This is a genomic window from Kribbella sp. NPDC006257, assembly GCF_040613535.1.
Taxonomy (GTDB): domain Bacteria; phylum Actinomycetota; class Actinomycetes; order Propionibacteriales; family Kribbellaceae; genus Kribbella.
This window is the reverse complement of the sequence record NZ_JBEXSJ010000029.1, coordinates 48,481-74,792: the sequence shown is the minus strand read 5'-3', so window position 1 is coordinate 74,792 and position 26,312 is coordinate 48,481. Positions and strand designations below refer to the sequence as shown.

At 67.9% G+C, this 26,312-nt stretch carries 27 protein-coding genes; 16 read left to right on the top strand and 11 right to left on the bottom strand.

Annotated features, from left to right (window positions below; genetic code table 11):
* The first annotated feature begins 43 nt into the window (after nt 1-43).
* From ABZ004_RS29345 to ABZ004_RS29325, 5 genes are all read left to right on the top strand, one after another.
* Nucleotides 44-1,234, top strand: a complete 1,191-nt coding sequence (locus tag ABZ004_RS29345) for a glycoside hydrolase family 64 protein (protein WP_355684305.1) — start codon at nt 44-46, stop codon at nt 1,232-1,234.
* A 104-nt stretch (nt 1,235-1,338) separates the two neighbouring features.
* Complete coding sequence (locus tag ABZ004_RS29340) at nt 1,339-1,788, top strand: SRPBCC domain-containing protein (protein WP_355684304.1); 450 nt, start codon at nt 1,339-1,341, stop codon at nt 1,786-1,788.
* Nucleotides 1,789-1,795: 7 nt separating this feature from the next.
* On the top strand, nt 1,796-2,911 hold the full coding sequence (locus ABZ004_RS29335) for an aromatic ring-hydroxylating dioxygenase subunit alpha (protein ID WP_355684303.1): 1,116 nt from the start codon (nt 1,796-1,798) through the stop codon (nt 2,909-2,911).
* A 48-nt stretch (nt 2,912-2,959) separates the two neighbouring features.
* Entirely contained in the window at nt 2,960-3,508 is a 549-nt protein-coding gene (locus ABZ004_RS29330) for a SigE family RNA polymerase sigma factor (RefSeq protein ID WP_355684302.1), read from the top strand.
* A gap of 3 nt (nt 3,509-3,511) precedes the next feature.
* Nucleotides 3,512-4,270, top strand: a complete 759-nt coding sequence (locus ABZ004_RS29325) for a hypothetical protein (RefSeq protein WP_355684301.1) — start codon at nt 3,512-3,514, stop codon at nt 4,268-4,270.
* Here the strand turns inward: ABZ004_RS29325 and ABZ004_RS29320 are convergent.
* The 5 genes from ABZ004_RS29320 to ABZ004_RS29300 all read right to left on the bottom strand — a co-directional run bounded on the left by ABZ004_RS29320 (nt 4,267) and on the right by ABZ004_RS29300 (nt 8,694).
* Complete coding sequence (locus ABZ004_RS29320; RefSeq protein ID WP_355684344.1) at nt 4,267-5,253, bottom strand: 4-hydroxy-3-methylbut-2-enyl diphosphate reductase; 987 nt, start codon at nt 5,251-5,253, stop codon at nt 4,267-4,269. The two genes, ABZ004_RS29325 and ABZ004_RS29320, sit on opposite strands and share 4 nt — an antisense overlap.
* Before the next feature lie 145 nt (nt 5,254-5,398).
* Nucleotides 5,399-6,043, bottom strand: coding sequence for a response regulator transcription factor (locus ABZ004_RS29315; RefSeq protein WP_355684300.1), 645 nt, complete (start codon nt 6,041-6,043; stop codon nt 5,399-5,401).
* A complete protein-coding gene (locus tag ABZ004_RS29310) occupies nt 6,040-7,506 on the bottom strand; it encodes a sensor histidine kinase (RefSeq protein WP_355684299.1) in 1,467 nt (488 codons plus the stop codon). The genes ABZ004_RS29315 and ABZ004_RS29310 overlap by 4 nt, the downstream gene beginning before the upstream one ends.
* Nucleotides 7,507-7,529: 23 nt before the next feature.
* Complete coding sequence (locus ABZ004_RS29305; RefSeq protein ID WP_355684298.1) at nt 7,530-7,946, bottom strand: hypothetical protein; 417 nt, start codon at nt 7,944-7,946, stop codon at nt 7,530-7,532.
* A 247-nt stretch (nt 7,947-8,193) separates the two neighbouring features.
* Nucleotides 8,194-8,694, bottom strand: a complete 501-nt coding sequence (locus ABZ004_RS29300; RefSeq protein WP_355684297.1) for an HAD domain-containing protein — start codon at nt 8,692-8,694, stop codon at nt 8,194-8,196.
* 88 nt (nt 8,695-8,782) lie between these two features.
* Between ABZ004_RS29300 and xseA the strand changes: the two genes are divergently transcribed.
* From xseA to ABZ004_RS29280, 4 genes are all read left to right on the top strand, one after another.
* Nucleotides 8,783-10,009 carry an exodeoxyribonuclease VII large subunit gene (gene xseA / locus ABZ004_RS29295; RefSeq protein WP_355684296.1) on the top strand — a complete coding sequence of 409 codons (1,227 nt, stop codon included), beginning with the start codon at nt 8,783-8,785 and terminating at the stop codon, nt 10,007-10,009.
* On the top strand, nt 10,006-10,224 hold the full coding sequence (locus ABZ004_RS29290) for an exodeoxyribonuclease VII small subunit (RefSeq protein WP_355684295.1): 219 nt from the start codon (nt 10,006-10,008) through the stop codon (nt 10,222-10,224). The genes xseA and ABZ004_RS29290 overlap by 4 nt, the downstream gene beginning before the upstream one ends.
* 91 nt (nt 10,225-10,315) lie before the next feature.
* Nucleotides 10,316-10,840 (top strand): GNAT family N-acetyltransferase, encoded by a 525-nt coding sequence (locus tag ABZ004_RS29285; protein WP_355684294.1) that lies wholly within the window; start codon nt 10,316-10,318, stop codon nt 10,838-10,840.
* A gap of 139 nt (nt 10,841-10,979) precedes the next feature.
* A complete protein-coding gene (locus ABZ004_RS29280; RefSeq protein WP_355684293.1) occupies nt 10,980-12,140 on the top strand; it encodes an RICIN domain-containing protein in 1,161 nt (386 codons plus the stop codon).
* On the opposite strand, the gene ABZ004_RS29275 is transcribed toward ABZ004_RS29280, so the two are convergent.
* Entirely contained in the window at nt 12,119-14,788 is a 2,670-nt protein-coding gene (locus ABZ004_RS29275) for a substrate-binding domain-containing protein (RefSeq protein ID WP_355684292.1), read from the bottom strand. The genes ABZ004_RS29280 and ABZ004_RS29275 overlap by 22 nt on opposite strands.
* Before the next feature lie 69 nt (nt 14,789-14,857).
* Here ABZ004_RS29275 and ABZ004_RS29270 point away from each other — a divergent pair, with 69 nt between their 5' ends.
* The 3 genes from ABZ004_RS29270 to ABZ004_RS29260 all read left to right on the top strand — a co-directional run bounded on the left by ABZ004_RS29270 (nt 14,858) and on the right by ABZ004_RS29260 (nt 20,103).
* Nucleotides 14,858-15,904 (top strand): LacI family DNA-binding transcriptional regulator, encoded by a 1,047-nt coding sequence (locus tag ABZ004_RS29270; RefSeq protein ID WP_355684291.1) that lies wholly within the window; start codon nt 14,858-14,860, stop codon nt 15,902-15,904.
* Nucleotides 15,905-16,050: 146 nt separating this feature from the next.
* Nucleotides 16,051-18,069: a glycoside hydrolase family 6 protein gene (locus ABZ004_RS29265; protein ID WP_355684290.1), complete on the top strand. Its 2,019-nt coding sequence runs from the start codon at nt 16,051-16,053 to the stop codon at nt 18,067-18,069.
* 126 nt (nt 18,070-18,195) lie between these two features.
* Complete coding sequence (locus ABZ004_RS29260) at nt 18,196-20,103, top strand: cellulase family glycosylhydrolase (protein ID WP_355684289.1); 1,908 nt, start codon at nt 18,196-18,198, stop codon at nt 20,101-20,103.
* Nucleotides 20,104-20,156: 53 nt separating this feature from the next.
* On the opposite strand, the gene ABZ004_RS29255 is transcribed toward ABZ004_RS29260, so the two are convergent.
* Entirely contained in the window at nt 20,157-20,786 is a 630-nt protein-coding gene (locus ABZ004_RS29255; protein ID WP_355684288.1) for a helix-turn-helix domain-containing protein, read from the bottom strand.
* A 41-nt stretch (nt 20,787-20,827) separates the two neighbouring features.
* Between ABZ004_RS29255 and ABZ004_RS29250 the strand changes: the two genes are divergently transcribed.
* Nucleotides 20,828-21,502, top strand: coding sequence for a flavodoxin family protein (locus tag ABZ004_RS29250; RefSeq protein WP_355684287.1), 675 nt, complete (start codon nt 20,828-20,830; stop codon nt 21,500-21,502).
* Nucleotides 21,502-21,822: a multidrug efflux SMR transporter gene (locus ABZ004_RS29245; protein WP_355684286.1), complete on the top strand. Its 321-nt coding sequence runs from the start codon at nt 21,502-21,504 to the stop codon at nt 21,820-21,822. The genes ABZ004_RS29250 and ABZ004_RS29245 overlap by 1 nt, the downstream gene beginning before the upstream one ends.
* 7 nt (nt 21,823-21,829) lie before the next feature.
* Here ABZ004_RS29245 and ABZ004_RS29240 read toward each other — a convergent pair whose 3' ends face one another.
* The 3 genes from ABZ004_RS29240 to ABZ004_RS29230 form a co-directional block, all read right to left on the bottom strand.
* The gene (locus ABZ004_RS29240; RefSeq protein WP_355684285.1) at nt 21,830-22,378 is read right to left on the bottom strand and encodes an N-acetyltransferase; all 549 of its coding nucleotides are present in this window, start codon (nt 22,376-22,378) and stop codon (nt 21,830-21,832) included.
* 41 nt (nt 22,379-22,419) lie between these two features.
* Nucleotides 22,420-23,088, bottom strand: a complete 669-nt coding sequence (locus ABZ004_RS29235; protein WP_355684284.1) for a nucleotidyltransferase family protein — start codon at nt 23,086-23,088, stop codon at nt 22,420-22,422.
* A gap of 119 nt (nt 23,089-23,207) precedes the next feature.
* Nucleotides 23,208-23,846 carry a DUF4245 domain-containing protein gene (locus ABZ004_RS29230; protein WP_355684283.1) on the bottom strand — a complete coding sequence of 213 codons (639 nt, stop codon included), beginning with the start codon at nt 23,844-23,846 and terminating at the stop codon, nt 23,208-23,210.
* A 133-nt stretch (nt 23,847-23,979) separates the two neighbouring features.
* On the opposite strand from ABZ004_RS29230, the gene ABZ004_RS29225 reads away from it, so the two are divergent.
* The gene (locus tag ABZ004_RS29225; RefSeq protein ID WP_355684282.1) at nt 23,980-24,999 is read left to right on the top strand and encodes a carbohydrate kinase; all 1,020 of its coding nucleotides are present in this window, start codon (nt 23,980-23,982) and stop codon (nt 24,997-24,999) included.
* On the top strand, nt 24,996-25,499 hold the full coding sequence (locus tag ABZ004_RS29220; RefSeq protein WP_355684281.1) for a hypothetical protein: 504 nt from the start codon (nt 24,996-24,998) through the stop codon (nt 25,497-25,499). The genes ABZ004_RS29225 and ABZ004_RS29220 overlap by 4 nt, the downstream gene beginning before the upstream one ends.
* Nucleotides 25,500-25,506: 7 nt before the next feature.
* Here the strand turns inward: ABZ004_RS29220 and ABZ004_RS29215 are convergent, their stop codons facing one another.
* Nucleotides 25,507-26,187: a DUF1707 domain-containing protein gene (locus ABZ004_RS29215; protein ID WP_355684280.1), complete on the bottom strand. Its 681-nt coding sequence runs from the start codon at nt 26,185-26,187 to the stop codon at nt 25,507-25,509.
* Nucleotides 26,188-26,312: the final 125 nt, after the last annotated feature.

The window sequence follows — 26,312 nt, the reverse complement described above, 5'->3', positions numbered from 1 at the left end:
GTGCTCCGCCTTCTCTCGCATGGGACAAACCTGAGGAGGAGTTGTGCAGATCAACCGCAAGCTGACGGCGATCCTCGCCGCCGCGGCCGCTGTCGCCGCCGGACTCATCGCCACCGCCGCCGGACCGGCGTCCGCCGTACCAGCGACCATTCCGCTCAAGATCACCAACAGCTCCGGCCGTGGTGACGCCGTCTACATCTACAACCTCGGCACCAACCTGCAGACCGGCCAGCAGGGCTGGGCCGACGCAGCCGGCAACTTCCACGCCTGGCCGGCTGGCGGCAACCCACCGACCCCCGCCCCCGACGCCTCGATCGCCGGCCCCGGCAACGGCGGGTCGATCACCATCCGGATGCCGAAGTTCTCCGGCCGGGTCTACTTCTCCTACGGCCAGAAGCTGGTCTTCAAGCTGACCACCGGCGGCCTGGTGCAGCCCGCGGTCCAGAACCCGAGCGACCCGAACCGCAACATCCTGTTCAGCTGGACCGAGTACACACTGAACGACTCCGGCCTGTGGATCAACAGCACCCAGGTCGACATGTTCTCGGTGCCGTACTCCGTCGGCGTCGTCCAAGGCAGCGGCGGCACCCTGACCACGGGCAAACTCAAGCCCGGCGGCTACAACAACTTCTTCAACGCCCTGCGCGGCCAGCCCGGCGGCTGGGCGAACCTGATCCAGACCGCGCCCAACGGTTCCGTACTCCGCGCGCTCGCCCCCACCTACGGCGTCGAGACCGGCGCACTGCCGGCGAACGTGATGGACGACTACGTCAACCGCGTCTGGTCGAAGTACAGCTCGCAGACGCTCACCGTCACCCCGTTCGGCGACCAGCCGAACACCAAGTACTTCGGCCGCGTCTCGGGCAACGTCATGAACTTCACCAACAGCTCCGGTCAGATCGTCACCTCATTCCAGAAGCCCAACGCGGCCAGCATCTTCGGCTGCGCGGGTCTGCTCGACGCCCCGAACGATCTGGTCCGCGGCCCGATCTCCCGCACCCTCTGCGCCGGCTACAACCGGTCCACCCTGCTGACGAACTCGAACCAGCCGGACAACAACCCGGCGAACTTCTACCTCGACAACGTCACCAACCACTACTCGCGCAAGATCCACGCGCAGATGGTCGACGGCAAGGCGTACGGCTTCGCCTTCGACGACGTCGGCAACTTCGAGGCGCTCGTCCACGACGGCAATCCGCAGCAGGCGCTGATCACCCTCGACACCTTCAACTAACCCTTCAACCAACCCCGGGTCCCCGCCGCTGCCCGCGCGGGATCCGGGGTTCTCCATGCCGCAAAAGGCCGCAAAGAGCCATAAAACAACGCAAGATGTAACCCATGCAGAAAGTGGTCGTCCCGTTGCCACCGGAGCAGGCGTTCGACCTGTTCACCGCCGGGATGGCGACCTGGTGGCCGCTCGCGACACACTCGATCGGCGGAAGCGCGGCAACCGACGTACGGTTCGAAGGCGCTGTCGGCGGGCGGATCGTCGAGTACGGCGTACAGGGACCCCTTGGTTACTGGGGCACCGTGTCCGACTGGGATCCGCCGCTGTCGGTCAGCTTCACCTGGCACCCGGGCACCGACCCGAAACGAGCCGGCCGAGTCACCGTCACCTTCCGCCCAGCCGAAGCCAACACCGAACCCGAAGCCGATCCCCAGCCTGGCAGCAACACCACGACCGGCGCCGCGACCGGCGCCCGGGGCGGCACTGTGGTCGAGGTGGTGCACACCCCCTGGGGCGGGTGGGAGGACGTGCTCGACTTCTATGTAAGACACAGCCGATAGTGGGCGAATGGCGAATGCACCGGTCGATCCCGTCGCGCTGGCAGCAACCCTCCGCCCGCACGGCGAATCAGTCATGCTCCCCCAAGCCGCCTACACCGACCCGGCCGTGCTCGCCTGGGAACGACGGAACTTCTTCGCAGCCCACTGGACCTGCCTGGGCCGAGTCGACGAACTGACAGCCGGTACGGCGTATCGCGCGACCGTCGTCGGCGACGTCAACGTGCTGCTCACGTTCGGAGACCGCCCTCGCGCATTCGCGAACACCTGCCGCCATCGCGGCCACGAACTCCTGCAGCAGGGTGAGTCCTCCGACCGCAAAGCGGTGGTCTGCCCGTACCACGGCTGGTCATACGAGCTGGACGGCGCGGTGAAGTCAGCACCCCGGATGGGCGAGACCTTCGACCCCGCGCCGTACAACCTGGTCGAACTCCCGAGCGAGGTCTGGCAGGGCTGGTACTTCGTGAACGCACTCGGTACGGCGCCGCAGTTCGCGGAACACCTCGGCGGGATCACCGACCTGGTCGCGCCGTACCGGCCTGCCGAGCTGACCTTGAAGGCCCGACACAGCTACGAGGTCGCCTCCAACTGGAAGACGATCGTGGAGAACTACCACGAGTGCTACCACTGCCCGCTGATTCACCCGGAGCTCTGCAAGGTCTCGCCGCCGAACTCCGGCGACAACTGGAACCTCCCGGGCGCCTGGGTCGGCGGCCTGATGGACCTCCGCCCAGGGGTCGAGACGATGTCGCTCGACGGGCGGTCGCGAGGCATCCCGCTGCCAGAGGTCAACCCACGCACGGTGAACTACGTCGGTCTGTTCCCGAACCTGCTGATCTCCCTGCACCCCGACTACGTCATGACACACCGGCTGGAACCCCGTACGCCGGGGCTCACCGCGATCGAGTGCTCGTGGTACTTCCCGGCCGAGGTGAGCGACCCGTCGTACGCGGTCGAGTTCTGGGACGTGACGAACCGCGAGGACTGGGCCGCCTGCGAGTCGGTCCAGCGCGGCGCCGAGTCACCACATTTCCGGCCCGGCCCGCTCGCCCCGGCCGAGGATGCGGTTTACCAATGGGTCACCATGATCGCGCGCGGCTACCTGGGCAAAAGTTTGTCGCAGTAGTGGCTCAACCTTTCGCCCCGCCCCGGTCATCGGAGTAGCTGACCGAGAATGACGACTGGGGCCGGGAAGACGATGGATCCAGGGCTCGATGCGGAGTTCGCGCAGTTCGTGGACGGGCGGTTCACCGCTCTGCAGCGGTTCGGGTACCTGCTCACCGGCGAATGGCATCAGGCCGAGGACCTGGTGCAGACCTCGCTGGCGAAGGTGTGGTTCAAGCGCAAGACATTGCGCAGTGCGGCCGCGCTGGAGAGCTACACCCGCACGGTGATGGTGAACACGAACATCCAGTGGTGGCGGCGCAAGTGGAAAGGTGAAGCGCCGACGGAGGTGCTGCCTGAGCCGTCGGCGGCGCCCTCGCAGTACGGCGTCATCGACGACCGCGACCAACTGCTCCGGGCGCTGGCCGAGCTGCCCAAACGGACCCGGGCGGCCCTCGTACTGCGGTACTTCGAGGACCTCCCCGATGCGGAGGTCGCGCAGATCATGGGCTGCTCCACCGGCACCGTCAAGAGCCACATCTCCCGCGGCCTTGCCAGGCTGCGCGAACACCACCTGATCAGCGACCTGCCGATCGCCTCGACCCGAAAGGAGGCCTGAGACATGACCGACGAACTCAAGCGGAAGTTCGAGCAGCTCGTGGCCGACGCCCCGCCGCCTTCCGGCGTACCGAGTGAAGGCGTCCTCGATCGCGTCCGCACCGTCAAACGCCGCCGTACGGCGACCGCCGGCGTCCTCGCCACCGCCATCGTGGTCGCAGCCGTCATCGCGGCGGGCAACCTGACCAAACTCAACTCGGCTCCGGCCCCGCTCACCAACACCCCCGGGCCCATCACGGTGATCACCGCACCCCCGACCACCACCCCGAAACCGACCATCGGCGGCTCGGTCAACACTCTCCCGCCGGTCGAGAACTCCGATCACCCGCCGGCGGGCGAACCGTCGTCCCCGAACACCTCGGAGCCGGGACCGGTCAAGCTGAACCTGACGCTGGAGACGACTCTCAAGAACCAAGTCATGACGGTGCAGTTCCGGGAATGGGGCTCGATGCTGGTACCGCTCTTCGGCGGCAAGCCGCTACCGGCCGATACACAGTTCACCGACCTCGCCGTCAACTACGGCTGGGACTGGGGCGACGGGAGCTACGACCCGCCTCAGGGCAAGAACGGCTCCGGGATTACCTGCGATGGCGCCACCAAACGAGCGCAGGGCGACGTATCCCGCTCAGTGCCTCAGACGCACCACTACACGAAGCCGGGCACCTTCACCTTCGAGTACAGGATCAGCTACTGCGGCCCGAACGGTCTGCAGACCATCAGGAAGACCAAGCAGGTGAGGATCGACCAACCTCACGACTACTAGGCGTGGTCCGACGTGCCTGTCGTTGCCATGCCGGCTGCTTTTAGGTCGGCGCGGAGTTCGCGGGGGAGGGAGAAGACGAGGCTCTCCTCCGCGGTGGTCACTTCCTGGACCTCGGCGTACCCACGCTCGGCCAGCCAGCTGAGCACGTCGCGGACCAGAATCTCCGGCACGCTCGCACCGCTGGTGACGCCGACCGAGTCGACCCCGGCCAGCCAGGCCTCGTCGATCTCGGCCGCGAAGTCGACCAGGTAGCCCGCCTTGGCGCCGTGCTCGACGGCGACCTCGACCAGCCGGACCGAGTTCGACGAGTTCCGCGAGCCGACCACGATCATCAGGTCCACGTCCGGCGCCATCTTCTTCACCGCGGTCTGCCGGTTCTGGGTGGCGTAGCAGATGTCGTCGCTCGGCGGGTCCTGCAGCTTTGGGAACCGCTCGCGCAACCGGCGTACGGTCTCCATCGTCTCGTCCACCGAGAGCGTGGTCTGGGACAGCCAGACGACCTTCTCCGGGTCGCGGACCTCGATGTTCGGCACGTCGTCGGGACCGTCGACCAGGTGGGTGTGCTCCGGGGCCTCACCGCTGGTGCCGATGACTTCCTCGTGACCCTCGTGGCCGATCAGCAGGATGTCGAAGTCGACGGCGGCGAACCGCCGCGCCTCGTGGTGCACCTTGGTGACCAGCGGGCAGGTGGCGTCGATCGTCTTCAGCTGCCGCGCCGCCGCCTCCTGGTGGACGACCGGGGATACGCCGTGGGCGGAGAAGATCACCGTCTCGCCCTCGGGAACCTCGTCGGTCTCGTCCACGAAGATCGCGCCGCGCGCCTGCAGGGTCTGGACGACGTGCTTGTTGTGCACGATCTCCTTGCGCACGTACACCGGCGGACCGTACAGATCCAGCGCCTTCTCGACCGCCACCACGGCCCGGTCCACGCCCGCGCAATATCCCCGCGGCGCCGCCAGAAGCACCCGCTTGGGCTGTGCCAATGCTGCCCCTGCCCCGCCGCCCTGGTCAGGACGCGGGGTCGGGTTTGCAGTGGTCTCAGGCTGGGCAGTCACGACCCCTATCGTACGGGCCGTCAGTGAACCACCCGGCGGCCGTGGTCCATCTCACGACCGGCCGGGGCACGTCTCACGGCTCGCTCCTGGGGGTGAGCAGCCGCCGGTTGAAGGCCTCCGCCACCGCAGCCGCCCGGTCACTGACAGCGAGTTTCGGGTAGATATTGAGCAGATGGCTCTTGACCGTGGCCTCGCTGATGAACAGCTTGGCGGCGATCTCCCGATTGGTGTTCCCGGCGGCCACCAGCTCCAGCACTTCGAGCTCCCGCTGACTGAGCGGACCTGTCTCGGGGCCTCGCATCCGGGTCATCAGCCGCGTCGCCACCGACGGCGAGAGCACCGACTGCCCCTGCGCGGCGGCCCGTACTGCGCGCAGCAGCTCGGCGCGCGGAGCGTCTTTCAGCAAATACCCGGTCGCACCGGCCTCGATCGCCGGTACTACGTAGCTGTCGGTGTCGTACGTCGTCAGCACCAGAATCCTCGCCGTGGCGCCGCGCGCGGCCAACTCGGTGATCGCCGCCAACCCGTCCATCCCCGGCATCCGCAGATCCATCAGAATCACATCCGGCTGCAACCTGATCGCCAGCTCCACCGCCTCGGCCCCATCGCCGGCCTCTCCCAGCACCTCGAACCCAGGATCCCGCGCAAACATCCCACTCAACCCATCCCTCACCACAGGATGATCGTCAACAACCACCACCGTGATCGGCCCGCTCACGCTTCGCCTCCCGCCTCGCCCCGAACGGCGGCTTCGCCCACCGGCACCGCTCCCACCTCGCTCCGGGCGGCGGCTTCCCCCACCGGCACCGCTCCCACCTCGCTCCGGGCCGCGGCTTCGCCGACCGGCGCGGCTTCCCGGTCCGCGCTCGCCCCGGGGTCGGCCCCGGGCTGCCGGTTCGCCTCTCGCCGGCCAGGCAGTTGAGGGCGGGAGATGAGGGGGATGCGGGCGGAGATTGCCGTGCCGGCGCCTGGTTCGGATTCGATTTGGAGGTCTCCGGCGAGTGCCTCGATCCGTTCGCGCATCGCCACCAGTCCGAACCCGCCCTCTCCACCCGATGGTTGCCCAAGGCCCTGACCGTCGTCGCGAACATCCAGCGCGACCTCGTGCTCCAGATAGGACAGCGTCACGCCGACACGACTCGCCTTGGCGTGCTTGGCGATGTTGGCGAGCCCCTCCTGCGCTGTACGCAGCAGCGCGACCTCCGCGTCAGCCGGCAACGGCCGCGGAGTACCGGTCGTCGTCACCTTTGCCGCAATCCCCTGCAACGCCGCCCATCGTCGGGCGACATCGGCAACGGCTTCGCTCAACCGCTCCGCCTCAAGCCCGGCCACATCCAACGGCTCCGGCCGCAGTGCATGCACGGATCGCCGCGCCTCCTGAAGACTGTCGCGCGCCAACTGCGTCGCCGCGTCCACATGCTTCTGCCAACTCACCCGATCGGCAGCCTCCGCCGCCTGCAACTGCGTGATGATCCCGGTCAACCCTTGCGCAAGCGTGTCGTGGATCTCGCGCGCCATCCGCTGCCGCTCATCCCGTACGCCGGCCTCGCGGGCCTGGTCGAGCAGACGCTGATGCAGCACCGCGTTCTCGGCCAGCGTCGCCTCCAGCCTCCTGTTGGCCTCACTCACCTCGGCCAAAGCTCGATCGCGTACATCGTTCTGCCGCGCGCCACGCCAGGCATACCAGGCGTACCCACACATCGGCAGGATGTTGGCCGCAAGCACCGCGAAGTACCCAAGCAGTCCGTACGTCGTGCTCTTGTCCACCGAAGCCGCTTGAGCAGTCCCTGCGATCGCCGCTGCCCCGGCAACCCCGGGAATCAGCCACGGCCACTTGAGCACCCGGAACACGATGAAGAACGCCGCCGGCGCGAAACACCCGAACCAGGGCGCCCGCACCACCAGCACAGCCCAGATGGCCAGCAACCCCACGGCGTACGGAACCATTGCCGCCGTCCGCTCCCTCGCGGCCGGCCGCAGCGTGAACAACCCGAACATCCACAGCGTCGCCAGGCCCGCGAGCGCGAGATCAACCAGCAGCTCTGAACCCGACACCACGAACATGGTGAATCCAGCCAGCACCGCCAGCAATCCATACGGCAGCACGGTCACGACTGGCGACCAGCCTCGTCGCCGCTCACCAAGAGGCGTAGCGGTATCGACCCGCGGTACTGAGGTCATCCGCCCACCTCCTCGACTCGACGTTACCTGGCGGCGAACACCGAACGCAGATGCTTGCCATTGACAACAGCTACGACGCCGATCAGCACCAGCCCGCAGAGACCCTGCTCGATCTTCAGCCAGACCGGGAAACTCCCAGGGATCGCGATGATCACCACGATCGCCACCACCATGATCCCCGACACCAGCCGCAACCGCAGGAACGCACGCTGAGACCCTCGCGCCGCCCGGGCCGCAAAACTCGCCATCAGCAACGCACTGGCCACCACGATGCTGGTCCGCACCCAGACCGGCGTCGTGACCATCGAGTGATGGTTCCGCAGCACCACTACCGCCGCCAACGTCACCGCACTGAGCGCCACATAGACGCCGATCAACCCTCGAACCACCCGAAACGCAGCCCGTGTCGGCTGCCCGTCAACCACCGCTGAGGTATCCACCCGAGTCCTTCCCTCGCCGAATACCTCAACCTTCGCCGAGCATCCCCGCCCCGCACATCAACCACCCAGCCGATCCGTCAACCAACCGATCGGCTGATCCACCCCGAACACACCAGGCAGACCCCACTGGTGCACAAGTGGTTGCCTCCAGCAAGAAAGGAGCCGCCCGCCCTGTCCGGGCGGCTCCCCTAGGAGGTGTTCCACTGCCACAAGAATGCGTCCCAACAACCTGCCATGCAAAGGGTTTTCATCGAGCCCACTCCCGAATAGTTTCGAAGTCTTTCTCTGTCAGGCCGCGATCGGCTTCCACCCTCTGGAGCAGGTGTGGCCCAAGACCGTCCCGAGACCGCAGGTAGGCGCGGTCCCGGCGATTCACCTCGTCGTCGACCCAGGCAAACGGACGCCCACCGACCCAGTCGGCCACAGACGACGTCTTCCAGGACCGCCGCAGTCGCAGAGCTCCCGTCCGGGCATCAGCCGGCCAGGTAATGACGGGCAGGGTGTCAGGCAGGCCGAGGCGGGGCGCGATCAGGCGGTTGGCCCCGTGTTCCCAGCTGGTGGCCCAGACCAGGTCGAAGGTTTCGGCCAGCGCGTTGAGCTCGATTCCGTGTTGCTGATTCAGCAGCAGCGTCCATTTCTTGTCTCCTTCCTGGATCTCGTGGAGTTCGTAGCCGGGCGGGATCTCCTTCGCCCGGTAGGGATTCAGCGGCCCGTCGATGTCGAGCAGCAGCAGCGGTCGGGTCTGCACATCAGAGAAGGTACCGGCGTTCGCGGCGCTTCGGCGCGTTGTCCACAGGGGTTCTGTGATTGTCGGCGCGGCACCGTAGAGTCGCGGCGTGGCTTTGGAGACTTCCCCTGATGCGCCGGCAGCCGTTCGCACGATCGCGAACGGCATTGCCAGCTGGATCAACCAACTCGGCGCCGTCTGGGTCGAAGGACAGCTGACGGACGTCTCGATCGGCCGCGGCACGACGACCGTGTTCGGCACCCTGCGCGACACCGACGCCGACATCTCGCTGCGGTTCACCTGCAACCGGCGAGTGTTCGAGGCGGTCGACCCACCGGTCACCGACGGCTCGCGCGTCCTGGTCAACGCCAAGCCCAACTTCTTCGCCCGGCGCGGCACGCTCGCCCTGGCGGTGAGCGAGATCCGGCATGTCGGCATCGGCGAGCTGCTCGCCCGGATCGAGCGCCTGAAGCAACTACTCGCCGCCGAGGGACTCTTCGCGGCACACCGCAAGAAGCCGTTGCCGTTCCTCCCGCACACGATCGGCCTGGTCTGCGGTCGCGACTCGGCCGCCGAGCGCGACGTCCTGGAGAACGCCAAGCGCCGCTGGCCCGCCGTCACCTTCCGCGTCGAGTACGCATCGGTCCAGGGCCCGGCCGCGGCCGGCGAGGTGATGACCGCGCTACGCCGCCTGGACGCCGACGAATCGGTCGAGGTGATCGTGATCGCCCGCGGCGGCGGCTCACTCGAGGACCTCCTGCCGTTCTCCGACGAAGGCCTGATCCGGGCCGTCTCACAGGCCCGTACGCCGATCGTCAGCGCCATCGGTCACGAGCCGGACTCGCCGCTGCTCGACCTGGTCGCCGATCTGCGCGCCTCGACCCCGACCGACGCGGCGAAGCGGATCGTCCCCGACGTCCGCGAGGAGCTCGACGGCGTCCGGTTGCTCCGCGAGCGGGGTCTCCGCGCGATCACCGGCTGGCTCGATCGCGAGGCCCACGCCCTGGCCGCGATCCGGAGCCGGCCGTCGCTGGCTGCCCCGACGACCGATCTGCAGCGCCGGTCGGACGAGGTGGCCGCGCTGGTCGACCGCAGCCGGCGAACCCTGACCCACCGGCTCGACCGAGCCGGTGACGACCTGGCGCACCGGCTGGCGAGCGTGCGAGCCCTGTCCCCCAAGGCGACGCTCGAGCGTGGGTACTCCGTGCTCCAGCTGGCCGACGGGACCGCCGTACGGGAAGTCGGGCAGGTGTCGGCCGGTGATGTCCTGAACGCGCGCGTCAGCGACGGCCGGTTCGACGTGGAAGTGCAATCGAGTCCCAAGGAGAGCAAGTGACCGCCGATCGACCCGAGATTTCCTACGAGCAGGCCCGCGAGGAGCTCGTCGAGGTGGTCCGCAAACTCGAAGCCGGCGGCACCACTCTCGAGGAGTCCCTGGCGTTGTGGGAACGCGGCGAAGAACTCGCCGCCACCTGCCAGCAATGGCTCGACGGCGCCCGCAAACGCCTGGCCGAAGCCCAAGCCGCCCACACGGACAAGAAGTCCGGCTGACCCAGCCCAGGAGTTGCCCGGCTGGACGCCGGCGGTGGAGTCGTCGAGAAACCCGGCCGCAGACTGGTGGTCGAGGACCGGGAGGGTGAGGATGACCGATCAGTCAGCTGCGTTGACAGTTCGGCCAGCGGCGCAGGGCGACATGTTCGGCGCGGCGGTGGCTCGGATCGCGAGTTGGCGAGAGGCTTTCACCGGGCTGGTGCCGCAGGAGTTTCTTGACGCGATGGACCCGGCGAAGATCGCTGCCGGGTGGAAGGACAGCATCGCCGCCGGGCGTTCCCGCCTGTACGTCGCGGCGGAGGGCAACCGGATCGTCGGCTATGCAGGCATCGGACCTGCAAGAGAAGGGCCGGCCGACACCGGAGAGCTCTACGCGCTGTTCGTCCACCCCGATCACTGGGGCAAAGGCGCAGCCAAACTCCTGACCGACGCAGCGATCGCAGACCTGAAAGACAAAGGTTGCCGCGAGGTCTGGCTCTGGGTGCTCGAAGCGAACGCCCGAGCCCGCGCCTTCTACCGCCGCTACGGCTTCATCGAGACCTCGGCCCGGACGACCTCCAGCCTCAACGATCTCCCCGAGCTGAGGCTGGCTCTGCAGGTAGTCACGATGCGGTAACGCGCGGTCGCCTAAACGTTTCACCCCATGCCGAGTGCAGGACATGACATGTGAGGTTCGGCGGAGTCGCCGCAGGAGGGTCTCCTGGTGGAATCCGCAGCCGGCGACTGGACTCAAACCGCCAGCGAAAGAGGTCGCCATGAGGCAAATACGTTCACTGTTGCTCGCTGCCGCAGTGCTAGTGGCTGTTCCGGTGCTGGGAGCCGCCCCTGCGCAGGCGGATACCCGGATCTGCGAGCAGTTCGGTTCTACCACGATCGGCGGCAAGTACGTCGTACAGAACAACCGGTGGGGAAGCAGCGCCGAGCAGTGCATCAACGTCACCGGCTCCGGTTTCCAGATCACCTCGCAGCAAGGTTCCGCGCCAACCAACGGTGCTCCGCTGTCGTACCCGTCGATCTATGTCGGCTGCCACTACTCCAACTGCTCACCGGGAACCAACCTGCCGCGACAGGTCAGCCAGATCGGCAGCGCGAACTCTTCGATCAGCTACAACTACACGGGCGGCACGTACGACGCCGCCTACGACATCTGGCTCGACCCGACGCCGAAGACGACGGGTGTCAATCAGATGGAGATCATGATCTGGTTCAACCGCCAAGGCTCGATCCAGCCGGTCGGCAGTCAGGTCGGCAGCACGTCCGTCGCGGGCCGGACCTGGCAGGTATGGCAAGGCTGGAACGGCGGCAACGACGTGGTCTCGTACGTCGCGCCGTCATCCATCTCGAGTCTCTCGTTCAACGTGATGGACTTCGTCCGCGATGTCGACGCCCGGACCCAGGTCACCAGTTCCTGGTACCTGACCAGCATCCAGGCCGGATTCGAGCCCTGGAACGGCGGAACCGGCCTGGCCGTGTCGAGCTTCTCGGCAGACGTCACCGCCGGGAGCGGCGGAGGTGGGAGCAGCGCGAAGGAGATCGTCGGCGTCGGCAGCGGACGGTGCCTCGACGTGGCCGGCGGCGCCACAGCCGACGGCAGCCGGGTCCAACTGTGGGACTGCAACGGCGGTGGTGCCCAACGCTGGGCACGGAACGGAAGCACGTTCGTCAACCCTCAGTCGGGCAAGTGCCTCGATGTCGCCGGCGGTTCGACGGCCAACGGCACCCCGGTCCGCCTGTGGACCTGCAACGGCGGCGGCGCACAGAACTGGCAGGTCAACACCAGCGGCACGATCACCAATCCTCAATCGGGCAAGTGCCTGGACGCGGCAGGCCAGAACACCGGCAACGGCACCGCGATCCAGATCTACGAGTGCAACGGCTCCACCACGCAGGCCAATCAAGCCTGGTCGCTGCGCTGAACCGGTGGTGCCCCGCGACGTGCGTGGGGCACCCCTTCGGTCAACTGGTGCGTCTGCGCACGCAGTACGGCGATGTCTGCAGCCCGCAACGCCTCGTCGGCGTCCTGGAAGGGCCTGATGCTCCGCAGCACCCCGATGGCGGCCCATCCCGACCGCGCCGAGGCGACCAGTTCGTCGACCCGTGCCGTGCCTTGTCCGACGTCATCCAGCAGTACTGCGAATTCGTCCTGCCGCAGTCGCGCCGCGGAATCCTCGTCGGCCAGCGCCTGCAGCAGCCGCCGTGCCTCCGCCCGCGCGGCGGAAGGATCTTCCCCGGCTGCCGCGGCAACCCGGATCAGGAGGACGGCGCAGTCGTAGTCTCCCGACCGCCGGGTCCGCTTGATGGCCGCGCCGAGCCGGTCGAGGAAGAGCATCCGGTTGACGAGCCCGGTCTCCGGGTCGCGCAAGGCGTTGCGGCGCAGGGCGAGTTCCTGTTCCTTCCGTTCGGTCATGTCGACCAGGGCTCCGACCAGCCGAGCAGGGCAGCCGGCATCGTCCAGCACCGTGACAGCGCGGCACATCATCCACCGGTAGGCGCCGGTCGAGGTCCGCACCCGGTGTTCGAGCTCCAGTGGACTGCGGGCGCCACCCAACTGGGCAGCGATCGCCGTGGACAACTCGCTCCGGTCGTCCGGATGCACCCGGTCGAGCCATTCGGTGGGAGACGAGCCGATCTCGTCCGCCTCATAGCCCAGCAACTGCTTCCACCTCGGCGAGTAGTAGACGGTGCCGGCCGAGACGTCCCAGTCCCAGGTGCCGTCCTGGGTCGCCATCGAGGCGAGGGCGTACCGCTCTTCGCTCGCCCGGACGGCGTCGGCAAGCGCGCGCTCCCGCGCCGTGGCCTCCTCCAGCGCCAGCCGCTGATCGCGCAGGGACGACATCAGCCGCTCCTGGTCCAACGCGACCGCCAGCAGAGCCGCCCAGTGGTTGTACTTGTCCCGCCCGCTGGTCATCCTCGTGTCGACCGTCCCGTCGATCGCCAGCAGTCCCCAGTCGCTCGCGCCGAACGTCACCGGGACCACCAAGGTGAGATCGCTGCTGCCCGCCCGGGACTGGGTCGCGGGCGGGAACTGGCTGGCCGGCAGCCGGGTACCGACCAGCCGGGACAACATCCCGGAGGAATCGTTGACGCCGGCGATCTCGATCTCGCGATCGCCGGGCGTGAATTCGTGGCCGGCCCACAGCCCGAGGCAGGCAGTGCCGCGCCCGGCGGAGGGAAGCCAGCTGAGGGTGCGCGCGCCCGGACCAGTTCCCCGCAAGAGGTCCAGGTCGACCTCGTACTGGTCGGCGATCGCTCGTTCCAGGTATCCGCTGCGCGCGAGCATCGGCCGGGTACAACCTTTGGTCAGTGCGACCAGGACATCGGTCGTCACCCGGCGCAGCGTCGCCAACCGGTCCGAGCCGGGCGGCAGGGTGTTCGCCAGCTCGGTCTCCAGGTCCCGGACAGCGGCGACGAACTGCTCGAGTGCCTCCGGATACGGCCGCCGGGCGGACGTCAGCTCGGCGAGCCGGCCGAGCAGCACCGCGGCCGGAACCGAACCGTGCTCGGCGGCAGCGGTCATCGGTACGACGACAGCGCGCAACCAACTCTCCCGGGCCCCGTCGTCGCCGGCTTCGAGACTCCCGATCGCGGGCGGCCGGCCACCGAAGCCGGTGTCGGAGAGCCGATGCAGCCGCGACCGGGCCGGCGTCGACCCGTAGAGGTCGAACAGCGGATCATCGATGCCGTCGACCAGCTGTGCCGTCGACTCGCCACAGCCGCAGGATTCGCGGATCACCAACGTCGACGGCGTTCGGTACGCCTCGGCGGCGACGTCTTCGCCACGAAGGCGGGCGAGCAGCAACCTCACCGCCAGACCACCGACCCGGTCCGGGTGCGGATCGACCGTCGAGAGTCGCGGCACCAGCCGGGCTCCGGTCTCGGTCCGGTCGAACCCGATGACGGCATGGTCCTGCGGCAAGGTCAGCCCGGCGGCCCGCAGCGCCCGGATGAAGCCGACCGCGTTCCGGTCGGTCGCCGCGATCGTCGCCGTCGTGGGACGGCCGTCGCCGAGGAACCTGGCGGCTGCCTGCGAACCGCCCAGCTCGTGGTTGTCGAGGGTCTCGAAGAACCACTCCGGAGCAGGCCTGATCCCGTGCCCGGCGAGCGCGGTCCGGTAGGTGTCGTACCGCTCCCGGATGTCGCGCTGCACCGGGCAGCCGATGAAGCCGATCCTGGAGTGCCCGTGCTCGAGCAGATGCCGCAGCGCCGCCTCGATCCCGCCGGCGTTGTCCGGCACCACCACCGGCGCGGGGAGGGCGGTCTGGTCCTCGCTGATCATCACCACCGGCCGGCCCCACTTCTGGACCGCGGGGAGCCGGTCGTGCTGGACCGCTTTGGCGATCACGATGAGACCGTCGACGGCGTCGAGTGCGACCGGAACCTCGGCCAGCGGCTCGTCCAGATACAGCTCGCGATCGAGCCCGGCCGGATAGGTCTGTACGGCGATGACGCGGTGCCCCTGCAGGCGAGCCGCTCGCGATATGCCGGCGATCAACGCACCGAAGTAGAAGCCACCGACGACCGGCGAGAGCACTCCGATCGTCAGCCGATTCCGCATCCCAGCCATGCGCATCCCTCACGTTCGTCGCAGCCGAACCGGTGCGCGCAGGCGCATCGGGCCACACACTAGGCAATTGTGGTCCCATCCGCCCCCGACAGTTCCGGATCGCACCCCCGCCGCCCGACGATCAGCGACGTCGCCCGGGCCGCCGGGGTGTCGATCGCGGTCGTCTCCTATGCACTCAACGGGCGGGCCGGCGTTTCGGCCGCCACCCGGGAGCGGGTGCTGCGGATCGCCGACGAGTTCGGCTGGCGACCGAACGCCGCGGCGAGCTCGCTGCGGAGCGGACCGCGCGCGGTCGGTCTGGTGCTCACCCGGGAAGCCGGCGTGATGGCTCCCGCGACGTTCTTCCTGGACTTCGTCTCCGCCGTGCAGGACGTGGTGGCCGAGCGCGAGTTGGCTGTCCTGCTGCAGATCGTGGACTCCCCCGAGGCCGCGGTGGCGACGTACCGCAAGTGGTGGGCCGAGCACCGCTTCGACGTGATGATCGTGCCCGACGCCCTCACGCGGGATCCCCGGATCGACGCGTTGCGACGGATGCGCACGCCGGCCGTCGTACTGGGTCCGCGGACCGGCTCCCAAGGGCTGGCGTCGGTCTGGTCCGACGAGGAGGATGCCTCTTCGCGGATCGGGACGTACCTGGTGGAACTCGGTCATCGGGAGGTCGCCGTCGTGACCGGTCCGGCCGCCCTGCACCGCACCCGCCTGCGACTGGAGGTCCTCACCCGGGTGTTCGACGCGGTCGGCGGCAAGCTGATCCATGTGGCCACCACTGCGACCCCCGAGGAGGCGGCCGCGACGACCCGGCGGTTGCTGACGACCTCGGCGCCACCGTCGGCCGTCGTACTCGACTCCGACCAGATGGCGGTGGCTGCCCTCGACGTCGCGCGGCGGCTCGGTCTGCAGGTGCCGTGGGATCTGTCGATCGTCGCGGGCAGCGACTCGGCCCTCTGCCGGCTCGCCACTCCATCCATCACCGCCTTGTCGTTGCCGGCCGGCGAACTCGGTGCCGCCGTCGGCCGCGGAGTACTGGCTGTGCTCGACGGGCAACCGGAGTACAGCTGGGTCGAACCCATCGGCGGCCTCGCTGTCCGTGGCAGCACCGCGCCCCGATCCCGCTGAAAGTCGCCGTCCTAAACGTTTAACCCCCTGCCTGTGACGTGCTGCTGTGTGCGAAGTTCGCCGAAGTCGCCGCGGATTCTCCGAGGCGGCTCCCGGCTGGCCCTCCTGGTGGGGCTCAGCACGCCTACCGCCCCATGGAGGCACGTGTGTTCAAGATCCCCCGACGATTGCTGGCGGCCACCGCCGCGGCAACCGTCATCCTCCCGCTGACCATGACGACCACAGCGACCACAGCGAGCGCCGCCGAGCCGCACGCCGACAACCCGTACGCCGGCGCCACGCAGTACGTGAATCCCACCTGGGCCGCCTCCGTCGAAGGCGCTGCCACCCGGGTCTCCGATCCGGCGCTCGCCGCGAAGATGCGCGTGGTCAAGAACCAGCCGACCGCGGTCTGGATCGACCGGATCAGCGCCATCGCCGGCAACTCCGCCGGTCCTGGCCTGCGCTCCCACCTCGACAACGCCCTGCTCCAGAAGCAGTCCGGTACGCCGCTCGTCGTGAACCTGGTGATTTACGACCTGCCCGGCCGGGACTGCTACGCGCTCGCCTCGAACGGCGAACTGCCGGCCACCGCGGCCGGCCTCACCCGCTACAAGACCGAGTACATCGACCCGATCGCGGCGATCCTCGCCGACACGAAGTACCAGGGCCTGCGGATCGCGGCGACGATCGAGCCGGACTCGCTGCCGAACCTGGTCACGAACAGCTCGCAGCCCGAATGCCAGCAGGCCGCGCCGTTCTACCGCGACGGGGTCAAGTACGCGCTCGACAAGTTGCACGCGATCCCGAACGTCTACAACTACATCGACGCGGCCCACTCCGGCTGGCTCGGCTGGGACAACAACGCCGTTCCGGCTGCCCAGCTGTTCGCCGAGGTGGCCAGGTCCACCCAGGCCGGCCTGGCGTCGGTCGACGGCTTCGTCACCAACACCGCCAACACCACCCCATTGAACGAGCCCTACCTGCCGGACTCCTCGCTGACGCTGAACGGTACGCCGATCCGTTCCTCGTCCTACTACGAATGGAACTTCGACTTCGACGAGCTCGATTGGACCGCTCATCTGCACACCCTGCTCGTTGCCCAAGGGTTCCCAGCCGGCATCGGCATGCTGGTCGACACCTCCCGCAACGGTTGGGGTGGTGCCGCCCGGCCGACGGCGACCTCGACCAGTACCGATCTCAACACCTACGTCGACCAGTCGCGGGTCGATCGCCGCAACCACCGCGGCGCGTGGTGCAACCCGCTCGGCGCCGGGATCGGCGAGCGTCCGCAGGCGACACCGGCCGCCCCGGCGGCCTCGCACCTCGACGCGTTCGTCTGGATCAAGCCGCCTGGTGAGTCCGACGGCGCGTCCACCGACATCCCGAACGACGAGGGCAAACGGTTCGACCGGATGTGCGACCCGACCTTCGTGTCGCCCAAGCTCGGCAACCGGCTCACCGGCGCCTCCCCCGGCGCGCCGCTTGCGGGCCACTGGTTCGAGTCGCAGTTCGTCGAGCTGGTCCGCAATGCATTCCCGGTGATCAACGGTGGCGGCAACCCGCCTGCGGACCAGACCTCACCTTCGGTACCCACCGCGCTCCGGGCCGGGACGATCACCGACACGTCGGTGGCGCTGACCTGGACGCCCTCGACGGACAACGTCGCAGTCACCGGCTACGACGTCTACCGCGGTACGACGCTCGCCGGAAGCTCCAGTACTGCGAGTTTCACCGCGACCGGCCTGACGGCGAACACCGCCTACTCGTTCACCGTCCGGGCGAAGGATGCCGCAGGCAACGTGTCTGCCGCCTCCGCCGCCTTGTCCGCGACAACGACCGGCACCACCAATCCGCCGCAGGGCAGCTGCAAGGTGAAGTACTCGGCGAACACCTGGAACACCGGTTTCACGGCGTCGATCAAGCTGACGAACACCTCGACCAGTCCGCTGAGCAACTGGCGGTTGACCTTCGCCTTCGCCAACGGGCAGACGGTCCAGCAGGGCTGGAGCGCCGTCTGGTCCCAGGCCGGCAGCGTCGTGACAGCCACCGCCATCCCGGGCCAGGGCACCGAGACGCTCGCCCCCGGAGCGAGTGTCGACATCGGCTTCAACGGCGCCCACTCCGGCACCAACAACGCACCGACCGCGTTCTCGGTCAGCGGTCAGCCCTGCACCATCGGCTGACCATCCTCGGAACCGCCGGTCGTGGTTCCAGCCTCTGCCCTTCAGGCAGGAGCCACGACCGGTCCCGCACAGTGTCCTGAGTCGGAGGTTCTCGTGTTCCTATCTTCAAGCACACGCATACTGTCCATGGCCGCAGCTGTAGTCCTCCTCGCCGGCACACTGATGTGCCAACCGGCGGCAACGCCCGCGGCTCAGGCTGTGCCTGCCCAGGACTGGTTGCATACCCAGGGCAACAAGATCGTCGACGAAGCCGGCAAGGAGGTCTGGCTGACCGGCACCAACTGGTTCGGCTTCAACACCAGCGAACGAGTTCTGCACGGCTTGTGGTCGGGCAACCTGCAGCAGATCACCAAGTCGATGGCGGATCGCGGGCTCAATGTGGTCCGGATCCCGATCTCGGCGCAGCTGCTGCTCGAATGGTCGAACGGCCAGACGATCATGCCGAACGTCAACACCAACGCGAATCCCGACCTGGCCGGGCTGAACAACCTGCAGGTGTTCGACCGCTTCCTCGCGCTCTGCGAGCAGCACGGACTGAAGGTCTTCCTCGACCTGCACAGCGCCGAGGCGGACAACGCCGGCCACGTCTATCCCTTGTGGTACAAGGGATCCATCACCACCGAGAACGTCTACCAGGCCTGGTCGTGGGTCACCAACAGGTACAAGACCAACGACACGATCATCGGCGCCGACCTGAAGAACGAGCCCCACGGTCAGTGGTCGGAGACCCTGTTCGCGAAGTGGGACAACTCCACCGACCCGACCAACTTCAAGCACTTCGCCGAGACCGCTGCGCAACGAATCCTGGCCATCAACCCGAAGCTGCTGATCTTCGTCGAGGGCACCGAGGTCTACCCCAAGGACGGCGTCTCCTGGACGTCGAAGAACAAGGACGACTGGTACAGCAACTGGTGGGGCGGACAGCTCCGCGGTGTCGCCCAGCAGCCGATCAACCTCGGCCAGTACCAGCATCAGCTGGTCTACTCCCCGCATGACTACGGTCCACTCGTCTACGAACAGCCCTGGTTCACCGGCGACTGGAACCGGACCACGCTCGAGCGGGACGTGTGGGACCCCAACTGGCTCTACATCCACAAGCAGGGCATCGCCCCACTGCTGATCGGTGAGTGGGGCGGCTTCATGGACGGCGGCCGGAACCAGAAGTGGATGATGGCGCTACGCGACCTGATCAAGGAGCAGCACCTGCATCACACCTTCTGGGTGCTGAACCCGAACTCCGGCGACACAGGCGGCCTGCTCAAGGACGACTGGGTGACCTGGGACGAAGCGAAGTACACGTTGCTCAAGTCGGCTTTGTGGACCCAAGGCACCAAGTTCGTCAGCCTCGACCACCAGGTCCGGCTCGGTGGCGCCGGCAGCACGACCGGCATTTCGTTGTCAGAGGCAACTGGAGGATCGGGTCCGGTCGACACGACGCCACCGAGTACGCCGACCGCGCTGACCGCCGGTACCGCGACGTCGACGTCGATCCCGCTCACCTGGGCGGCGTCCAGCGACGACGGCAGCGGCATCGCGGGCTACGACATCTACCGTGGCACGACTCTCGTCGGCACCTCGACCACCCCGGCCTACACCGCCACCGGGTTGACACCATCGACGACGTACTCGTTCACCGTGCGGGCGCGTGACGTGGCCGGCAATGTCTCGGCTGCTTCGACAGCCGTGACCGCCACGACGGCCGCGGGCCAGTCGACCGGCTCCTGTTCGGTCCAGTACCGGACGAACGACTGGAGCGGCGGGTTCACCGGCACGATCCGCATCACCAACACCGGCACGACGGCGCTGGCCGGCTGGACGCTCGGCTTCACCTTCCCGAGCGGCCAGCTCCTCTCCAACGGCTGGAGCGCGACCTGGACGCAGACCGGCACCTCGGTCAGCGCAACCGCCTTGTCGTGGAACGGCACCCTGGCTCCCGGAGCCGTAGTCGAGGTCGGCTTCAACGCGACCTCGCCGGGCGCCAACACCGCACCGACCACGTTCACCCTGAACAACAACCCCTGCAGCACTACCTAGTACGACGTACTCGGGGCGACGCCTTTCTCTGGGCGTCGCCCCTCACGCCTGAGCTACACCGGGCCCAGCAATCTCGTCACCAAACCGCGGAGACTCAGTTTCATCCGGTGGAGATCGAAACCCTCGGTCCGTAAGGCGTTGTGCAGGTCGGCGGCCAGCGGAGCCAGCAGGAAATGGGCCGTGTAGTCGACATCGAGCTCGGGTCGTGCCTCGGCGATCAGGATCGACAGGTGCCGATGCCACAACCGGTAGGAACCGATCCGGTACCGCGCGCTGTCCGAAGCGTTCTCGCTGTCCATGAACAGCTCGACATGCCGATCGAGCAGGTCCAGATACGCGTCCAGGAACGCGGTCACCCGCGCGACCGGCGCAGCACCTGGTCCCAGCGGCGGTGGCCCGGTCAGGATCTTGCCCTGCAGTTCCACCTCGCGTTCGTCGAGCAACGCGACGGCCAGGCCCGCGCGATCACCGAAGCGCCGGAACACCGTCCCCTTGCCGACGCCCGCCGCCGCCGCGATCGCATCGAGCGACACGTTCTTCACGCCGTGCTCGGCGAACAGCCGCTCGGCCGCCTCCAGCACCTTCAGCCGATTGCGGCGGGCATCAGCCCGTTCCGGACGGGGTTCGTCCAGCAACGGCAGACCCGATTGTGAAACGGACCGCGGTCCGTTACTGTCGTTCATAAGACGGACTGTAGTCCGCTAACGACGTGGGAGGAAGCACCATGAGCACCGAAGCAGCGATTGCCGACCTCGACCAGGGCCAGCCGGCCGACCGGAAAGTGGTCGTCGGCGCCGAGCCGGGCAGTTCCAGTGTTCGGATCGCAGTTGCGTACCACTCCGGACAGGGCCACACCGCGCGGCAGGCCGCGGCCGTCGCGGCGGGAGCGTCCGCAGTACCGGGGGCCGCCGCTGATCTGGTATCGCTGGACGAGTTGACCGAAGAGACATGGGACCGGCTGGCCGCCGCGGACGCGATCATCTTCGGCGCGCCCACCTACATGGGCAGCCCGAGCGCCGTCTTCAAGGCGTTTGCGGAGGCGAGCGTCCGGGTCTGGGCGGCCGACCTCGGCTGGCGGGACAAGTTCGCGGCCGGGTTCACCAACTCCAAGGCGATGGCCGGCGACAAGCTGAACAGCCTGGTCGACTTCGCTGTTCTCGCCGCCCAGCACGGGATGATCTGGGTAGGTCTGGATCTCTACCCGGGCTGGGCCGAGTCAACGGCCAGCATCGAGGACCTGAACCGGCTCGGCAGCTGGCTCGGCGCGACCGCCCAGTCCGACGCCGACCTTTCGGCCGAGAAAGCGCCGCCGGAGACCGACCTGCGCACCGCCGCCTACCTGGGTGAGCGGGTCGCGAAGATCACCCTCCGGCACCAGCGCGGTTCGCTGGCCGCCTGATGGCCTGGTTGATGCTGATCGCGGCGGCGGTCTTCGAGATCGCCTTCGCGCTCAGCCTCAAACCGAGCGAGGGGTTCAGCCGGTTCTGGCCGACGGCCGGCGTCCTGGTCTTCGGCGTCATCTCGGTCGTCCTGCTCTCCCGCACCCTCGACCGGCTTCCGGTCGGTACGGCGTACGCGGTCTGGACCGGGCTCGGCTCGCTCGGCGTCGTCATAGTGGGCGTGGTCCTGTTCGGCGAACCTTTGACCCTCGCCCGGGTCGCCTCGATCACGCTCATCATCGCCGGCGTCGTCGGCCTGAGAATCACCGGCGCAGCCTGACCGGACTCTATTCGTTCGGCTCGCGGAGGCCTACTGCGTCGTGCCGCCAGAACGCCTCTGCGTAGACCAGGGTCCCGGTCATCCAGGGCTCGTACTCCGGGAGCTTGACGACCTGGAAGGCGCCGTCTGGAATGCGCAGGGACGGCTTCCGGAAACCCTGGTCGCCACCGGGCAGGAAGCCCAAGCGGGAGTAGTAGCCCGGGTCGCCCTCCAGGAAGACGAGCGGGACGGCTCGCTCAGCGAGGGTCTGCAGCCCTTGGCGGACGAGGGCCGAGCCGATACCGCGTCGGTGATGCTCGGGTAGGACGGCCAACGGGCTGAGCACCTGCACCTCAACCAGTCGCCGTGGGGCGTCGAGGAGGCTGCGGGTGAACAGGACGTGCCCGACGAGCTGGCCGTCGAGCTCGGCGACCAGCGAGAGACCGTCCGTGGGCGTGATCGTGGTCCGCAGAGTGTCGACCAGGTCGGCCACGACTGAGCCATGGTCGCCGAAGGCCCGTAGGTGGATGTCCCGCACGGATTCCCTGTCACCCGGAAGTTCTTCGCGAAGCTGCATGACCGGAGGGTAGGGGTCTGACCCAGTCGCTCGCGAACGGTTTAGTGGCCGGTGCCTTCGCGGCGGCGTCGGCGGCGGTGGAGGCGGCTTCGGTTGGTGTGGACCGCGGGTGCGGGGACGGCGGGTGCGCCACCAGGCTCGTACTGCGCGACGAGGGACTGGTAGTCGTCCCAGGTCTCGACCCGGAGCGGAACGTTGCCGATGGCATCGACATCGGTGACCGGGGCCGGACCGTCGTCGATCAGCTTCCAGATGTCCTGGTCGCGACGCAGCGCCCGGAGCTTGCCGAACATCTCGCGCATGAAGAAGCACGGATGACCACGCCCGTTGTCGTAGCGGCTCACCCCGACCGGAGTGGCCACCTCCGCCACCAGCGACCAGACCGCGGCCGACGTCACGCCCGGCTGATCACCGAGCATCACAACCAGGCCGTCCGTCCGCCGGTCGAGCGCGTCGAGCGCCGGCACGATCGACGAGCTGCCTGTGTCGGCGTGCGGGGACTCGACCACCCGCGCGCCGTCCAGGTCGACCCGTTCGCGGACCTGCTCGGATGCCGCCCCCAGCGTCACGATCAGCTGGTCGAACCCGCAGTTGCGCGCGGTGTCCAGCGAGGCGCCGAGCAGCGTTTCGCCCTGGTAGGACAGCAGTTGTTTGGGAACGCCGAGCCCCGGCGAACCTTCGGCGGCGAGCACCAGCCCCGTGACGAACATGTCCGCCTCAGCCTCCGCGCCGAGAACAGGGGGTGAGCATGAGGGCTCCTTCGTCGCATCCGATCCATTGATCGAACAACGCGGCGCCCGTGATGTCAACCGTGCATAACTCGGAACAATCAGTGCAATGTGGCGGCAAACGTTTCGAGCGCGGAATATCCGGCATTCCCGGTGACGATCGTCGTCGCTCCGGAACCGATCAGAACAAGCGCATGTTCGTCATGCCTGTCCAGCAAGGTCTTCCGCTGCCAGACCACGCCCGCCACGGTCGACGTACCGTCATCGGCGGTCTTGCCGAGCTTGTCGGTCTGAAAGTTCTTGCCGGTAACATTCGACTGTTCCAGCCCGACGTATTTCTTCTGGTCGGTGACAATGCCCAGATGCCAGGTCATCGGGCTTTGCTCCGGAGCCTTGAATTCGGCACTGGTCGCGGTCCAGCCGGTCGGCATCGGGGCCGGCCCGAGCACCCACGGCGCCAGCTTCTTCGCATCCTGCAACTGCGCGGTGTACTCGATCGCGCGGACCTTCTCCGCCTTCGGCCGCCAGGTCACGATCGCCAGAAAGGCGACCACGATCAGGCAGGCCAGCATCGCCCAGAACATGTTGGTCAGCGTCCGCGCCTTCGCCCGGTTCGCGTTGTTCTGTTCCCGGAAGGCCGCTGCCTCGGCGCGGACCCGGGCCCGCTCGGCCTGCTCCGGGGAAACGTTCTCCCCGGTACCGGGCTGCGCGTGGGTCGACTCGGAATCCGTCGGGCTCATGGCACCAGTGTCTCCTGAGGCCGAACTCGGCCGATCAACGAGGTCGGGCGTTGGCTACGATCCGTGGCATGAGCGACGCCAGTACGCCCCCCGCCCAGCCCGCCGACGCCCGCGACCGGAACCTCGTCATCCGATGACGGCACCCGTCCTCGTCATCGGCGAGGCTCTCGTGGACATCGTCAGCGGCGGCCCGGCGAACAACTCCGGCGGCTCGGGCCCTGGCAGCGGCTCGGGCCCTGGCAGCGGTTCGGGCTCTGGCAGCGTTTCGGGCAACGGTCGCAGCGGGAAGAACGGCAGCAAGGCGACCCCGGGTGGCTCGCCGGCCAACGTCGCCGTCGGCCTGGCCCGGCTCGGCCTGCCCACTCAGCTGGTGACAAGATTCGGCACCGACCCGTACGGCGACCAGCTGGGCGCGCACCTGTTCGGCAACGGGGTCCAGCTCGCGCCGGGCTCGGTGGACCCGAGCTTCCGGACCAGCACGGCGACGGCGAAACTCGATGCGGCCGGCGTCGCGTCGTACGAGTTCGACATCACCTGGGATCTGCCGGCCCTGTCGCTGTCCCGTGGCTGCCCGGCGGTGCACACCGGGTCGATCGCGACCGTTCTCGAACCGGGTGCCGACGCGATCCGCCGGTTCCTCTCGTCGCTCGCTTCGGAGCCGGTGACGGTGACCCTCGACCCGAACGCGCGGCCGACGATCACTCCCGATCCGGTGACGACCTGGGCCGCAGTACGGGCTCTGGCTGCTGACGCGGATCTGGTGAAGCTCAGTGACGAGGACTGTGAGTTCCTGCGGCCGGGGTTGTCTCCGGACGAGATCGCGGCTGAGCTGCTGAGTGTGGACCGGACGTCCTGCGTGGTGATCACCCGTGGCGGCGAGGGCGCGATCGGTGTCAGCCGGACCGCACGTGTCGAGGTGGGCGCTCCGGCGATTGACGTGGTCGACACTGTTGGTGCTGGTGACTCGTTCATGTCGGCGTTGATCGCCGGGCTACAGACGCGCGACCTGCTGGGCGCAGTACGGCTGAAAGGCCTTACAGAGCAGAGCTTGCACGATGTTGTCGACTACGCGGTGAAGGCGGCTGCGATCACTTGCACCCGGCACGGTGCAGACCCGCCGACCGCAGCCGAACACACGGCGACGTGGGGATGAGTACTGCGGACGCCTGGTCCGCCGAGCTGGAGTCGAAGGGCAGCGTGGTGTTCCTGCCACGCCGCAGCCGACTGGCGATCAGACTGGCCGGATTCGGGCTCCTGATGGTGCTGTCGGCCTGGACAAACCTGGACCACCTCCGCGCCGACGGCATGTCCAGCACTCTCGCCGTACTCCGCCTGACGGCCCTAGCCGCCTTCGTCTACGGCACCGGTCTCACTGTCTGGCAACTCATTACCAACCGCCCAGCAGTCACCGTCGACGAAGCAGGCATCACCCGAGGCCGCACCCTCCCCTGGTCCCTCATCGCCACCATCGAAGACCCCACCGGCCTCCCCGGCGCCCGAACCATCCAGATCCGCCCCACCAACCCCCGCACCCGCCCCCTCACCATCCCCCAGGACAACACACCCAACCTCCCCGCCCTAGCCTCCTGGCTCCGCACCCTCCACGCCCACCACACCTCAAACCCAGACAGCCCATACCAGCCAGGCTCTTAGCAAGACGTCAGGTGAGGCGGAGGCGTTTGGTTAGGCGGGGGCCTCGTTTGATTTTGATTTCGCCGAGGATGGCGGTGCCTTGGATGTGGAAGGTCTTCGGGGGGCCGGTGGTGGGGTCTACGGTGCCGCCGAAGCCGGCGGATTCTTCGGAGACGGAGCCTAGGACCGGGTTGCTGTCGAGGTGGACGATGGCGTTCTGGGGGACGCGGATCTTGACGTCGGCCAGGATCGACTTCACCTCGATGTAGATCTCGTCGTACGGGAGATGGGCCTCGGTGTAGTCCAGGGTGACGTCGCCGAGGACGGCGTTGACCTCCTGGCGTTGCGGCGGCGTCCAAGGGCCTTGCCGCTTCTGCTCGGACATGAAGACGGTCATCGTCGGCGCGGTCGCCGGACCCGGCACGTACTGCGGGGTCAGTGTCGACGCAGCCGCGTTCGGTACGGCGAGGCCGTTCGGGAGGTCGGCGGTGATCTGGATCAGCTCGCCGTACGTCTTCGCGCCGTACACCGTCTCCAGGCGATCCTCGAGCTCGGTGTAGCTCAGCCGACCTTCACCGGCTGCTTCGCGGAGGCGTTCGGCGACGTCCTCGCGTTCCAGGTCCGAGACCCGTCGGCGCAGCGCCAACTCGTCACCGGTCGGCGGCCGCGGTGCATCCTGCTGCTGGGGAACCTCGTCGTCCTGAGCCACAGCAAAACCCTACGCGCGCGCACGGTCATCCCGGCATGAGATGAACCCCCGAGAAGTCCCCTAGACCGACCCTGACTCTTGAAGCGAAGCTAGGTAACCCTTACCTACGACGTGAGGACCGACAG

Excerpts from the sequence above, each read along its gene's own strand:
- ABZ004_RS29340 (WP_355684304.1), top strand. The coding sequence starts at position 1,339 with ATGCAGAAAGTGGTCGTCCCGTTGCCACCGGAGCAGGCGTTCGACCTG.
- ABZ004_RS29335 (WP_355684303.1), top strand. The coding sequence starts at position 1,796 with ATGGCGAATGCACCGGTCGATCCCGTCGCGCTGGCAGCAACCCTCCGC.
- ABZ004_RS29330 (WP_355684302.1), top strand. The coding sequence starts at position 2,960 with ATGACGACTGGGGCCGGGAAGACGATGGATCCAGGGCTCGATGCGGAG.
- ABZ004_RS29325 (WP_355684301.1), top strand. The coding sequence starts at position 3,512 with ATGACCGACGAACTCAAGCGGAAGTTCGAGCAGCTCGTGGCCGACGCC.
- ABZ004_RS29310 (WP_355684299.1), bottom strand. The coding sequence starts at position 7,506 with ATGACCTCAGTACCGCGGGTCGATACCGCTACGCCTCTTGGTGAGCGG.
- ABZ004_RS29285 (WP_355684294.1), top strand. The coding sequence starts at position 10,316 with ATGACCGATCAGTCAGCTGCGTTGACAGTTCGGCCAGCGGCGCAGGGC.
- ABZ004_RS29280 (WP_355684293.1), top strand. The coding sequence starts at position 10,980 with ATGAGGCAAATACGTTCACTGTTGCTCGCTGCCGCAGTGCTAGTGGCT.
- ABZ004_RS29275 (WP_355684292.1), bottom strand. The coding sequence starts at position 14,788 with ATGGCTGGGATGCGGAATCGGCTGACGATCGGAGTGCTCTCGCCGGTC.
- ABZ004_RS29260 (WP_355684289.1), top strand. The coding sequence starts at position 18,196 with ATGGCCGCAGCTGTAGTCCTCCTCGCCGGCACACTGATGTGCCAACCG.
- ABZ004_RS29255 (WP_355684288.1), bottom strand. The coding sequence starts at position 20,786 with ATGAACGACAGTAACGGACCGCGGTCCGTTTCACAATCGGGTCTGCCG.
- ABZ004_RS29250 (WP_355684287.1), top strand. The coding sequence starts at position 20,828 with ATGAGCACCGAAGCAGCGATTGCCGACCTCGACCAGGGCCAGCCGGCC.
- ABZ004_RS29245 (WP_355684286.1), top strand. The coding sequence starts at position 21,502 with ATGGCCTGGTTGATGCTGATCGCGGCGGCGGTCTTCGAGATCGCCTTC.
- ABZ004_RS29240 (WP_355684285.1), bottom strand. The coding sequence starts at position 22,378 with ATGCAGCTTCGCGAAGAACTTCCGGGTGACAGGGAATCCGTGCGGGAC.
- ABZ004_RS29235 (WP_355684284.1), bottom strand. The coding sequence starts at position 23,088 with ATGTTCGTCACGGGGCTGGTGCTCGCCGCCGAAGGTTCGCCGGGGCTC.
- ABZ004_RS29230 (WP_355684283.1), bottom strand. The coding sequence starts at position 23,846 with ATGAGCCCGACGGATTCCGAGTCGACCCACGCGCAGCCCGGTACCGGG.
- ABZ004_RS29225 (WP_355684282.1), top strand. The coding sequence starts at position 23,980 with ATGACGGCACCCGTCCTCGTCATCGGCGAGGCTCTCGTGGACATCGTC.
- ABZ004_RS29220 (WP_355684281.1), top strand. The coding sequence starts at position 24,996 with ATGAGTACTGCGGACGCCTGGTCCGCCGAGCTGGAGTCGAAGGGCAGC.